The sequence below is a fragment of the Nocardiopsis sp. M1B1 genome, from assembly GCF_052466615.1.
Map to the genome: position 1 here is coordinate 2,779,183 of NZ_CP196194.1, position 12,793 is coordinate 2,791,975.

The following is a 12,793-nucleotide window of genomic DNA, read 5'->3' on the forward strand; positions in this document are numbered from 1 at the left end:
CTCACCCGAGCCCGTCTTCTGAGCCCGCCCTTCTGAGCCCGCCCGCGTAGGCCGCACGCCGCTCCTCACCGTGCGTCCTCGGCGCGGTCCCCACGGGGACCCGCCCGGGCGGGCTCCGGCGTGTGCGGGCGGGTCCGCTGACGTGCGCGGGGAGGGATCGCCCGAAGGGGGCGGACTCCTTGCCCGCGGCCGGACCCAGAGGTTACGTTCTCATTACGTCGGGTCATCCGGTAGCACTCTGACCTGTACTGACGCAAGACCTGGAAATGAGGCCTACGACACTCTGTGGCCTTGGGAGGTTAGGAATAGGGCGAGGGTAGGTAGGCTCCGATGTAGTTCCTCATAGGGAGGTGGCGGACGTGGCTGAGCGCGACGACGAGCGTCAGAGCGACCGGGACCGTGAAGTCGAAGAACTCACGGCCCAGGTCTCCTACATGGAAAAGGAACTCAGCGTTGTTCGGCGCAAGCTCGCCGATTCGCCCCGGCATGTACGCCTGCTGGAGGAGCGGCTGAGGGAGGCACAGGCCAACCTCGCCGCCGCCAACGGCCAGAACGAACGGCTCGTCTCCACTTTGAAGGAGGCGCGCGAGCAGATCGTGGCGCTCAAGGAGGAGGTCGACCGGCTGGCCCAGCCGCCGTCGGGCTTCGGCGTCTACCTCGGTTCGCGCGAGGACGAGACCGTCGAGATCTTCACCAACGGCCGCAAGATGCGGGTCAACGTCAGTCCCTCGGTGGACCTGGACAACCTGCGCCCCGGCCAGGAGGTCATGCTCAACGAGGCCTTCAACGTCGTCGAGGTGGAGTCCTTCGAGACCGTCGGCGAGGTCGTCATGCTCAAGGAGATCCTTGAGGACGGCGAGCGCGCCCTGGTGATCTCCCACCACGACGAGGAGCGGATCGTCCGCCTGGCCGAGCCGCTGCGCGACCAGGCGATCCGCCCCGGCGACTCGCTGCTGCTGGAGCCGCGCTCTGGCTACGTCTACGAGCGCATCCCCAAGTCCGAGGTCGAGGAGCTCATCCTCGAAGAGGTCCCCGACATCGCCTACACCGACATCGGCGGCCTCTCCGGGCAGATCGAGATGATCCGCGACGCGGTCGAGCTGCCCTACCTGTACAAGGAGCTCTTCTACGAGCACCAGCTGCGCCCGCCCAAGGGCGTGCTGCTCTACGGCCCTCCCGGGTGCGGTAAGACGCTCATCGCGAAGGCGGTCGCCAACTCGCTGGCCAAGCAGGTCGCCGAGCGCACCGGCCGCGACGTCGGCAAGAGCTTCTTCCTCAACATCAAGGGCCCCGAGCTGCTCAACAAGTACGTGGGCGAGACCGAGCGGCACATCCGCCTGGTCTTCCAGCGCGCACGGGAGAAGGCCTCCGAGGGCACCCCGGTCATCGTCTTCTTCGACGAGATGGACTCGATCTTCCGCACCCGCGGCTCGGGTGTGTCCTCCGACGTGGAGAACACGATCGTGCCCCAGCTCCTGAGCGAGATCGACGGTGTGGAGGGCCTGGAGAACGTCATCGTCATCGGCGCCTCCAACCGCGAGGACATGATCGACCCGGCGATCCTGCGGCCCGGCCGCCTGGACGTCAAGATCAAGATCGAGCGGCCCGACGCCGAGGCGGCCCGCGACATCTTCGGCAAGTACATCACCACGGACCTGCCGCTGCACGACGAGGACCTCGTCGAGCACGGCGGTTCGGCCAGGGCCACGGTGGACGCCATGATCCAGCGGGTCGTGGAGCGCATGTACACCGAGGGCGAGGAGAACCGCTTCCTGGAGGTCACCTACGCCAACGGTGACAAGGAGGTCCTGTACTTCAAGGACTTCAACTCCGGCGCGATGATCGAGAACATCGTCTCCCGGGCCAAGAAGATGGCGATCAAGGACTTCATCGACCAGCAGTCCAAGGGCATCCGGGTCTCGCACCTGATGCAGGCCTGCGTCGACGAGTTCAGCGAGAACGAGGACCTGCCCAACACCACCAACCCCGACGACTGGGCGCGCATCTCCGGCAAGAAGGGCGAGCGCATCGTCTACATCCGGACCCTGGTCACGGGCAAGAAGGGCGCGGACTCCGGGCGGAGCATCGACACGGTGCCCAACACCGGCCAGTACCTGTAGGAACACGGCTGTAGGAGCGCTCTGAGGGGCCGACCGGACCACCGGTCGGCCCCTTCTCGTACCGTTCGTCTCCGGTCCCCGTGATGGCAGGGTGATGGCGCTTTTTCGGGGTCCGAGCGGGCCGAGGAACGTCCCTGCCGACATCCGCCCGAATCCGGCCGACAAGCCGGGGGCGGTCCCCGGGCGGGGTTGTGAGAGGCTCTGGTGCCACGGCCCGAACGGATCGGGCCGGAGCACTACAGCATCGGAGACGACAGCAGTTATGGAAAGCTACGGGGTTCAACTCGGCCTCGTCCTTGTCCTCGTTCTCGTCAACGCCCTGTTCGCGGGGAGCGAGATCGCCCTGATCACCCTCAGGGAAGGGCAGATCAAACAGTTGGCGGCACGGGGGCCCGGCGGCCGTGCGGTGGCTCGCCTGGCACGGGACCCCAACCGTTTCCTGGCCACCATCCAGATCGGCATCACCCTCGCGGGCTTCCTGGCCTCGGCCACCGCGGCCGTGTCCCTGGCCCAGCCCCTCATCGAGCCCCTGGGCTTCCTGGGCTCGGCCGCCAGCCCGGTGGCGATCGTCCTGGTCACGGTGCTCCTGTCCTTCGTCACACTGGTCTTCGGTGAACTGGCGCCCAAGCGCATCGCCATGCAGCGGGCCGAGACGTGGGCGGTGCTGGTCGCCCGGCCGCTGGACCTGCTCGCCATGCTCTCCCGCCCCGTGGTGTGGCTGTTGAGCGTCTCCACCAACCTCGTGGTGCGCCTGACGGGCGGTGACCCCTCCGCGGCCAAGGAGGAGGTCAGCGAGGAGGAGTTGCGCGACATGCTCGCCACCCAGCGGGGCATGACCCGGGAGCAGCGCACCATCATCTCCGGGGCCTTCGAGATCGACGACCGGCGCCTGCGCCAGGTCGTCGTCCCCCGTGGCGAGGTGTTCACCATCCCCGCCCGCACGCCCGCGGCCCAGGCGGCGCAGATGCTCGCCGAACACGGGCACTCCCGGGCCCCGGTGGTGAACGACGACGACCTGGACGACGTGCTCGGCGTCGTGCACTGGTCCGACCTGGTGCGCGGTGAGTCCGACGCCGGGGAGCTGGCCCGCGAACCGCTGCTCCTGCCCGATTCCCTGGTGGTGTCGTTGGCCCTGCGCCGCATGATCGCCGAACACCAGCAGTTGGGCGTGGTCATCAACGAGGTCGGCGGCGTCGACGGCATCGTGAGCCTGGAGGACCTGCTGGAGGAGATCGTCGGGGAGATCTACGACGAGACCGATTCCGACATCCGCACCGTGGCCCGCAACGCCGACGGGTCCTTCACCCTGCCCGGGACCTATCCCGTGCACGACCTGCCCGACATCGACGTCCATCTGGACGACCTGCCCGAGGGGGACTACGTCACCGTCGCCGGACTGGTCATCGCCGTGCTGGGCCACATCCCCCGGGAGCCGGGGGAGGAGGTGGTGCTGAACTCCTGGAAGGCCAGGATCGACCAGGCCAACGGGCGCACCGTCACCCAGGTGACCATGTACCCCGCCGCGACCTGACACCGCGCGGCCCGCACGGACGCGCCGTACCGCTGCCTCACCCGCTTCCGGAGGGCGCCGTGTGGGCCGCCCTTCGGAAAGCGGGCCCGTCACCCGCTCGCGGCCGCCCGGGCCTCCCCCAGGCTCGTGTAGAGGGGAACGGCCTTCTCCAGGCCCACCAGGTCGAAGACGCGGCGCACACTCCGGTGGGACACGACCACGCTCATCGTCGAACCGCTGGCGGAGGCGCGGCGCAGCGCCCGAGCCAGTGCGCTGAGACCGGAGGAGTCGCAGAAGGTGGTCGAGGACATGTCCACGATCACGTGCCCGGGCTCGCACGTCACGGCTCTTTCCAGGCCCCGGGTGAGGTGGTCGCGCACGCTCAGGTCGATCTCGCGCGGAGTGGTCAGCACGCGTACGGGCCGGGACACGGGTGTGACGGTCATGAGTGGCTTTCCCCGGGTGTGTTGGCGGGTGGGGAGGAGGGGGCCTGCCGCGCAGGCGGACAGGTGCGGGCACGGGAGCCTCCACCCTGCCGTGCCCTGCTACCCGCTCTTGGAGGGAGGAAACCCGCGACCGCCGGAAGCAGGTCCTCGTGTGCCGTGACCTGCGAGGGAACGGCGCGCCGCGGTACCGCGCAACGCCCCAGAACACGGCACTTGGGCCACAATTGGCGCGGAAGCGTTCAAGACCACGCCTCGGTGGATAACCTCTCACCATGAGTGTGCGGCGGATTATGGGTATCGAGACCGAGTACGGGATCTCCGTACCAGGCAACCCCGGGGCCAACGCGATGGTCACCTCCACCCAGGTGGTCAACGCCTATCTGGCCGCCTCGGCGGCCCGGGCGCGGCGTGCCCGCTGGGACTTCGAGGAGGAGAACCCGCTGCGCGACGCGCGCGGCTTCGACCTGGCACGTGAGGTCGCCGATCCCACGCAGCTCACCGACGAGGACCTGGGCCTGGCCAACGTCATCCTCACCAACGGCGCCCGCCTGTACGTGGACCACGCCCACCCCGAGTACTCGGCGCCCGAGGTCACCAACCCGCGCGACGCGGTGCTGTGGGACAAGGCGGGGGAGCGGGTGATGGCCGACGCCGCCGCGCGGGCGGGGGCCACCCCGGGCATCGAGCCGATCCAGCTCTACAAGAACAACACCGACAACAAGGGCGCCTCCTACGGTTGCCACGAGAACTACCTGATGCACCGGTCGACGCCGTTCGGCGACATCGTCCGGCACCTGATCCCGTTCTTCGTCTCCCGCCAGGTGGTGTGCGGGGCGGGCAAGGTCGGCATCGGCTCCGACGGGCAGGGCAGCGGGTTCCAGATCTCCCAGCGCGCCGACTTCTTCGAGGTCGAGGTGGGGCTGGAGACCACCCTCAAGCGCCCCATCATCAACACCAGGGACGAACCGCACGCCGACCCCGACCAGTACCGGCGGCTGCACGTCATCATCGGCGACGCCAACATGAGCGAGATCTCCACCTACCTCAAGCTGGGGACGACGGCGCTGGTCCTGTCGATGATCGAGGACGGGTTCCTGAGCGCGGACCTGTCCCTGGAGACCCCGGTGGCCGACCTTCGGGAGGTCTCGCACGACCCCGGCCTCACCCACCGGGTGCGGCTGCGCGACGGGCGGCGGATGACCGCGCTGGAACTCCAGTGCGAGTACCTGGACCAGGCCCGCAAGTACGTGGAGGACCGCTTCGGCACCGACGTGGACCCCGACACCGCCGACGTCCTGGACCGCTGGGAGTCGGTGCTCGACCGGCTGGGCGCCGACCCGATGAGCCTGGCCGACGAGCTGGACTGGGTGGCCAAGCTCAAGGTGCTGGAGGGCTACCGCTCCCGGGACTCCCTGGAGTGGTCGCACCCGCGCCTGCAACTGGTGGACCTGCAGTACTCCGACGTGCGGGCGGACAAGGGCATCTACAACCGGCTGGTGGCGCGCGGGCGGATGAAGCGCCTGCTGGAGGAGGCGCGGGTGGACCGGGCGGTCACCGAGCCGCCGGAGGACACGCGCGCCTACTTCCGCGGGCGCTGCCTGGCCAAGTACGCCGACGAGGTGGCCGCCGCCTCCTGGGACTCGGTGATCTTCGATCTGCCGGGCTACGACTCGCTCCAGCGGGTGCCGACCCTGGAGCCGCGCCGGGGCACCAAGGAGCACGTGGGGGAGCTGCTGGACGCCTCCCCGACCGCGGCCGACCTGGTGGCGGTGCTCACCGGGGGCCGCTGACCCGGCGGGCGCCGAGGCCCCGGGGCCGTGTGCGCCCGCCCGCCGCCCGGGGCCCGCGTCCCGGTCGGCGGAGGGGCGCCTCAGGTGTGCCAGGTGCCGTCGTGGCAGCGGACGGGCTCCAGGCTCAGGGCGGTCCACAGCTCCAGGCGGGTGCGGGGCTCGTCCAGGCGGCGGCCCATGACCCGCTCGGCGGCGCGCAGCCGCGAGCGCAGGGTGTTGCGGTGCACGCCCAGGTCCCGGGCGGTCGCCTCCACCTGGGCGCTGTTGTCCAGGTAGTGGCGCAGGGTGTGCGCCAGCTCCGTGCCGTTGCGGGCGTCGTGGGCGCGCAGCCTGCCCAGGACCGCCTGGTCGAAGGCGCGCGCCCCCTCGGCCGGGACCGCCGAGCGCAGCAGCGCCCAGGCGTCGGTCTCGTCCACGTGCCGGTACCCCTCCGTCGCGGCCTGGCGCGCCCGCTCCACGGCCGAGGACAGGTCGTCGGGTCCCCGGGCGGTGCAGGCCCCGGCCGCGACCGGGCCCCCGTCCGGGGCGGACAGCGCCTCGAACAGGCGCCTGCCCGGGCGCGGCGCGCCCCCGCTGTCGGGCAGGACCGCCACCAGCACGTCCTCCAGGGGGCACAGGCCGCCGTTGCGCGCGGCACCGGTGTCGCCGAGCACGTCGGTCAGCGCGTCCGCCGCGCGGTCCAGCAGCCGGCCGGGCGAGGGGGTGCGCAGGCACACCACCTCCCAGGGCGGGGCGGGCAGGGGCGGCGGCACCCGGGGCCGTCCCGTCACCGCGGCGAGCAGGACCGGGGCGCGTTCGCGGTACAGCGCCCGCCGGGCGTCGCGCGAGTGCAGCAGGTCCACCGCCAGCAGTGAGGCCGCGTGGTTGGCGAGCATCCGCACGTGCGGCGTCACCGGGGACGGGCAGCGCAGCGCCAGCCAGCCCAGCGTCCGGCCCGCGGGGCCCAGGGTCTGGAGGAGGACGCTCGCCTCCCCGTCGGCCAGCACCGTCATCCCGCGCGGGCGCCCCGCCAGGGCCGAGCGCACCAGCGCGTGCCAGGGGGGTTCGGTGTCGGGCACGGCCGCGCTCGTCATCCCGTTGCGGTCCAGCAGCAGCGACGCCCCCGAGGTGGCCGAGGACAGCTCGCCCATCACCCCGGCCGGGCCCGAGCGCAGCGACGCGCGCGCCATCGCGTCCTGCGCGGTGAGCACCCGGTGCTGTTCGCGCGTGCGCTCGGCCGCGTAGTGGTCGGCCACCGCCTCCACCACCGCGACGAAGGGGGTCTCGCCCTCCACGCGCAGGATCGGCAGGCCCAGGGCGTCGCCCTCCTCCAGCACCTCGGGCGGAACCTCGCGCCGCCACACGTCCACGGCCATCCCCAGGCCGACGCACCCGGCCCCGTGCAGTCGGCGCACGTAGGCGCGGCGCGCCCGCTCGTCGGCGCCCAGCCCCAGCCCGACCGTGAGCACCAGTTCCCCGCCGCGCAGCCAGCGCACGGGGTCGTGCAGCTCGATCACGTGCGCCCAGCGGATCGCCCGGTCCAGGCCGGACCGGCCCGCCGCCACCCGCACCTCCAGGTCCGGGTCGGCCGTGATGTCGCGGACCGTGATCGCCAACGCCCCTCCTCCCGCCTCGCGGATTGTGCACTGTGCACATGTGTAACAGCTTGTCCGGTGCACACCGTCCCGGCGTGGACGGCCGGGGAGTGTCTACGGTCACAACAACACCCGAACCACGGGCTGCGGCCCGCGGTGGCGCCCGTCCGCGACGTGTCGGCGGCGAAGGCCGCCGACCGCGGGCGGGCCCCGCCACGGCGGAGCCGCGCCGGTCCGCGGTGCCGGTCCGCGGCGCCCGCCGACCGGACGACCCGGTTCGGGGCCGCACCGAACGCGCAACGGAGTACACATGTCAGAGCGGACCGCCCCCACGTCCTCGCACCCCGCGCGTGCGGCCGTGGCGGCCTTCGTCGGCACCACCATCGAGTGGTTCGACTTCTACGTCTACGCCACGGCCGCCAGCCTGGTGTTCGGCACCCTGTTCTTCCCGCCCGGCACCGACCCGGTGATCGGCCTGATGGCCTCCTTCGCCACCTTCTCGGTGGGCTTCTTCGCCCGCCCGCTGGGCGGCCTGGTCTTCGGCCACTTCGGTGACCGCCTGGGCCGCAAGTCCGCGCTGGTCATCACCCTGCTGATGATGGGCGCGGCCACGTTCTGCGTCGGCCTGCTGCCCACCTACGAGCAGGCGGGGTTCATCGCCCCGGCGCTGCTGGTCCTGCTGCGCTTCGTGCAGGGCATCGCCGTGGGCGGGGAGTGGGGCGGCGCCGTCCTGATGGCGGTCGAACACGCCCCCGAGAACCGCAAGACCTTCTACGGCTCCTTCGCCCAGCTCGGCAATCCGGCCGGTGCGCTGCTGGCTACGGGCTCGTTCGGGCTCATCGCCGCCTGGGACGCCGACCTGCTCCACACCTGGGGCTGGCGCCTGCCCTTCCTCGCCTCGGTCCTGCTGGTCCTGGTGGGCCTGTTCATCCGCCTGAAGGTGGAGGAGTCGCCGGTCTTCGAGGCCATGCGCGAGGACACCGGCCAGCCGCGGGAGCTGCCGCTGCGCGAGGCCGTGCGCGGCTCCTGGCGCCCCCTGCTGCTGGGCATCGGCGTCCTGCCGGTGGCCGTCGGCGGCTACTACGTCGTCACCACCTTCCTCCAGGCCTACGGCGTCACCGAGGTCGGGATCAGCGAGCAGGTCATCCTCAGCGGCCTGAGCCTGGCCGCGTTCGTCGAACTCGTCGCGACCCTGGGCGTGTCCTGGCTGGGCGACCGCTTCGGCACCGTCCGCGTGGTCACCATCGGGCTGGTCGGCGTCATCGTGCTGGCGCTTCCCCAGTTCCTGGTGCTGGAGACCGGCAGCACCGTGCTGATCTTCGCGGTGCTGTGCGTGATGCGCCTGGCCATGGCCGCGGTCTACGGGCCCATCGCCCGCGTGCTCGCCCAGATGTTCCCGCCGCGCACCCGTTACACCAGCATCTCCATCGCCTACCAGGTCGCGGGGGCGGTCTTCGGCGGCCTCTCGCCGATCGTGTGCACCGCCCTGCTCGCCGCGACCGGCAGCATCCTCCCGGTGGCGGCCCTGCTCATGGCCATGTCGGTGGTGAGCATCCTGTGCCTTGCCAGGGCGCCGCGCCACCGCGACGACGAGCTCGCCGCCGCTTGAGGACCCCCGTACCACGAGCGCCGCGGGGAACCGGGGAGCGCCCCGGGCCCCGCGGCCCGTGACCGCCGCGGCCCGTACCACCGCACCCGCGAGCGGTGGCCCGACCACCGCGCGTCCCCCCGCACCGCCGCCGGGCCGACCGGCCCGGCGCCAGCCCACCGAGGAGGAACCCCACCCGTGTCCGGTCTGCTCATCCACAACGCCAACGTCCTGACCATGGACGACGCCAACCCCCGGGCCCGCGCCGTGGCCGTGCGCGAGGGCCGGGTCCGCCTGGCCGCGGACACCGAGGCCGCCCGCGCCGCCGCGGGCCCGGGCGCGGTGGAGGTGGACGCGGGCGGACGGACCGTCCTGCCCGGGTTCATCGACCCGCACAACCACCTGCTCTCCACCGCCGAGTCGCTGGCCGCCGTCGACGCCGGGTACCCCCGGGTGGGCAGCGCCGCCGACCTGGTCGCCGTCATCGGGGCCGAGGCCGAGCGCACCCCGCCCGGCCAGTGGATCCGCGCCTTCCACATGGACGACGCCAAGTTCCCGGGAGGGCGGCCCACCCGCCGCGACCTGGACGGGGCCACCGGGGAGCACCCGGTCATCGTCTACCACGTCTCGGGCCACCAGGCCGTGGTCAACTCCGCCGCCCTGGCCTGGAGCGGCATCGGCGAGGACGTCCCCGATCCGGCGGGCGGCTCCTTCGTGCGCGACGAGGGCGGGCGACTGACGGGCATGGTCCTGGACTCGGCCATGGAGCTGCTGCTGCCCCTGGCCGTGGACATCGGCTGCCACGGCCCCAACTTCCACACCGACCTGCCCGCCGAACAGCTCCTGGGCTGGCTGGCCGCGGCGGCCGACCCCTACCTGTCGGCCGGGGTCACCACCGTGTGCGACCCGCAGGTCTCGGCACGCGAGCTGCGCGTGTACCGGGCCGCCCGCGCGGCCGGGACCCTGCCGCTGCGCACGTTCGGCATGCCGCTGTCCCACCAGCTGGACGCGCTCACCTCCGCCGGGCTGGCCAGCCCCTTCGGCGACGACTGGCTGCGGCTGACCGGCATGAAGTTCTACTCCGACGGCACCCTGCTGGGCGGCACCGCCAAGTTCAGCGTCCCCTACGGCGAGCACGGCGAGTTCGCGGGCAGCCTCTACCACCACCCCGACCAGCTCGTGGACCTGGTCACGCGGGCCGCCGCGGAGGGCTGGCAGGTCGCCATCCACACCCAGGGCGACGCGGCCATGGACAACACCCTGGCCGCCATCGCCTCGGCCGCGCGGGTGTCGGGACCCGACCCGCGCCCGCGTGTGGAGCACTGCGGCTACCCCACCCCGGAACAGGCCAAGCGCTTCACCGACTACGGCGTCATCCCCGTCAACCAGCCCAACTTCCTGTACGACAGCGGCGGCGACTTCCTGCGCCGCCTGGGGGAGCGGGCCCACCGGCTCCAGCCCATGCGCGAGGAACTGGACCTGGGGCTGCGCCCGGTGCTCTCCAGCGACTCCTTCGTCTCCAGCCTGCGTCCGATGGACACCGTGGCCAACGCGGTGTGCCGCACCACCCGCGAGGGCGAGGAGATCGGCGTCGAGCAGGCCGTCACCCTGCACGAGGCCCTGCGCGCCCACACCTTGGACGCCGCGCACGCGCTGGGCGTGGAGGACCGCCTGGGCGCGCTGCGCCCCGGGCACCTGGCCGACCTGGTGGTGCTGGACCGCGACGTGGAGTCCCTGCCCGCCGAGCGGCTGCGCGAGGTCGACGCGTGGATGACAGTGCTCGACGGCCGCGTCGTCCACCGCGCCCCCTGAGTCCCGGCCGGGACCGTGCCCGGCTCGCGCCCGCCGCCCGAGCGGGCCTCGCGGTCGCACTGCCCGAGGCCCGCACACGGGCGTCCCCCGCCCGCGCCTGCGCGCGGACGGGGGACGTGCTGGAGAGTGTGTCAGCTGGTGCGGATGCGGACGCCCCAGGAGTTGATCATCGGCGTGACCTCCTGGTAGTAGGTCGTGCCGCCGACGGAGCAGTTGCCGGAGCCGCCGGAGGTGACGCCCTGGGCCTGCGAGCCGGAGATGAACGAGCCGCCGGAGTCACCGGGCTCGGCGCACACGTTGGTGCGGGTGAGCGAGTAGACGGTGCCCTGCGGGTAGCGCACGGTCTGGTTGCGGGCCTGGATGGTGCCGCAGTGCCAGCCGGTGGTGGAGCCGGAGCGGCACACGGCCGAGCCGGCCGGGGCCTGGCTGGCGCCGGACACCGACTGGTAGCCGCCGGAGTTGTAGCGCGAGACCAGGTTGGTCAGGGTGAAGTTGGAGGTACCGCGGACGAAGGCGGCGTCGTTGCCGGGGAAGACCGAGTTCTGGAAGGTGCCGCGGCCGTTGCCGATGGTCACGCTGGTGCCGACGGTGCCGCAGTGGCCGGCGGTGACGAAACCGGGCTGGCCGGCGCTGTTGGTCGCGGCGAAGCCGACGGAGCAGCGGCCGCCCATGTAGTAGGCCAGGCCGCCGATGATGTCGGCGTAGACCTGCGGGGCCTCCTCGGCCTCCTCCACCCGGACCGAGGAGGCGTCCACACCGGCGTCGGCGAGCAGGGCGGCGACGTCGGCGTCGGAGCCCTCCAGCACCTCGACCACGACGGTGTCGCTCTCCACGTCCGGGTACCAGCCGAGGACGCTCGCGGGGGCCTCGGCGCCGTTGAGGTCCTCGACGACCTCGGTCAGGCCCTCGGTGCCGTGTGAGACCACGGTGGCCTCGGCGCCGGTGGCCTCGACGGCCTCGACGGCCGAGGAGTCGGTCACCAGCACGGTGAGTTCGAGGGTCTCGGTGTCGAACAGGGAGCCGCCGTAGGCCTCGCCCGCGGCCTCGGTGGCCTCGGCGTCGGTCTCGATGGCGGCTTCCTGCGCCGAGAGCAGCTCCTCGGCCTCGGCCGAGGTGAGGTCGAGGTCGCGCTTGAGGGCCTCCGTCATGCTGGCGGCGCTGTCGTCGGCGACGGGGGTCTGGGGGACGGGGGCCGGGGCCGCGAGGGCTCCGGGGGCCATGGCCAGTGCCATACCGAAGGCCAGGGCTCCTGTGCCCACGGCGGAGATGATGCTGGAGGGTCTCATGGGGGTCCCTACTCTCCAAGGGGGATAGACGGGGGATTCGGGGCTCTGCGTTCCTGTAGGAGCGGAAAGCCCCTTTCGGGCAACGAAGTTGATCCGATTCCCGAAATTCACCGAGACGTCCGGTAAACGATCACCAACATAAGTGCACACTTTGACGCTGCAAAGACCCGTGTGGTGTGTATTCATTCAGAAGGACGAGGGATTGTCCCATGACCCTTCGTTTCGCGATGGCTACGCGTAGTCGCTCTGCGTGCGACCTTGCGATCCTCGCGTTCGCCCGGTGACGGAGCGAAGCGGTGCGGTCGTGTCAAGGGGTGCTTGATGGCCGGATGCGGACGCCGGTACCGGGTGCCATCCGTAACACCGTGGCTACAGGGGTGTAACTCCAAAGGTCAGGGGCGGCCGTCGGAGGCCTCTCGGGCGGGTGCCGGCCCGGGGCGGAACGGACGCGCCCGTGGCCGGACCCGGACACGCGAGGGGCTTGCGGGACGCCTGAGGCTTACGCGTGCGCCCTCGGAGCGGCGCCCGCGCGGCGCCGCCGCGACAGCGTGAGCGCCCTGGCGCGTGCTCGCGGAAGCGGGGGCGGGGCGCTCCGGCGCACGGCCCGGGAGCCCGCGCGGACACGGGAAAAGGGCGGCCGTGGACGCGCGCGGAGAAACGGAGAAAC

Annotated in this window: 8 protein-coding genes; 5 read left to right on the forward strand and 3 right to left on the reverse strand. The window is 72.0% G+C overall.

Annotated elements, in window-relative coordinates; translation table 11 throughout:
* The first annotated feature begins 350 nt into the window (after positions 1-350).
* The gene (gene arc, locus ACSTA4_RS11880; protein ID WP_212640354.1) at positions 351-2,120 is read left to right on the forward strand and encodes a proteasome ATPase; all 1,770 of its coding nucleotides are present in this window, start codon (positions 351-353) and stop codon (positions 2,118-2,120) included.
* A gap of 262 nt (positions 2,121-2,382) precedes the next feature.
* Complete coding sequence (locus tag ACSTA4_RS11885) at positions 2,383-3,651, forward strand: hemolysin family protein (RefSeq protein WP_444963569.1); 1,269 nt, start codon at positions 2,383-2,385, stop codon at positions 3,649-3,651.
* Between the two features lie 89 nt (positions 3,652-3,740).
* On the opposite strand, the gene ACSTA4_RS11890 is transcribed toward ACSTA4_RS11885, so the two are convergent.
* Positions 3,741-4,076 (reverse strand): STAS domain-containing protein, encoded by a 336-nt coding sequence (locus ACSTA4_RS11890; RefSeq protein WP_444963570.1) that lies wholly within the window; start codon positions 4,074-4,076, stop codon positions 3,741-3,743.
* A gap of 272 nt (positions 4,077-4,348) precedes the next feature.
* Between ACSTA4_RS11890 and dop the strand changes: the two genes are divergently transcribed.
* The gene (gene dop, locus ACSTA4_RS11895) at positions 4,349-5,866 is read left to right on the forward strand and encodes a depupylase/deamidase Dop (protein ID WP_444963571.1); all 1,518 of its coding nucleotides are present in this window, start codon (positions 4,349-4,351) and stop codon (positions 5,864-5,866) included.
* A gap of 80 nt (positions 5,867-5,946) precedes the next feature.
* On the opposite strand, the gene ACSTA4_RS11900 is transcribed toward dop, so the two are convergent.
* The gene (locus ACSTA4_RS11900; RefSeq protein ID WP_444963572.1) at positions 5,947-7,461 is read right to left on the reverse strand and encodes a PucR family transcriptional regulator; all 1,515 of its coding nucleotides are present in this window, start codon (positions 7,459-7,461) and stop codon (positions 5,947-5,949) included.
* 289 nt (positions 7,462-7,750) lie between these two features.
* Here ACSTA4_RS11900 and ACSTA4_RS11905 point away from each other — a divergent pair, with 289 nt between their 5' ends.
* Positions 7,751-9,049 carry an MFS transporter gene (locus ACSTA4_RS11905; RefSeq protein WP_444963573.1) on the forward strand — a complete coding sequence of 433 codons (1,299 nt, stop codon included), beginning with the start codon at positions 7,751-7,753 and terminating at the stop codon, positions 9,047-9,049.
* A 177-nt stretch (positions 9,050-9,226) separates the two neighbouring features.
* Positions 9,227-10,840, forward strand: a complete 1,614-nt coding sequence (locus ACSTA4_RS11910; RefSeq protein WP_444963574.1) for an amidohydrolase — start codon at positions 9,227-9,229, stop codon at positions 10,838-10,840.
* A gap of 131 nt (positions 10,841-10,971) precedes the next feature.
* On the opposite strand, the gene ACSTA4_RS11915 is transcribed toward ACSTA4_RS11910, so the two are convergent.
* Positions 10,972-12,126, reverse strand: coding sequence for a S1 family peptidase (locus ACSTA4_RS11915; protein ID WP_444963575.1), 1,155 nt, complete (start codon positions 12,124-12,126; stop codon positions 10,972-10,974).
* Positions 12,127-12,793 lie beyond the last annotated feature (667 nt).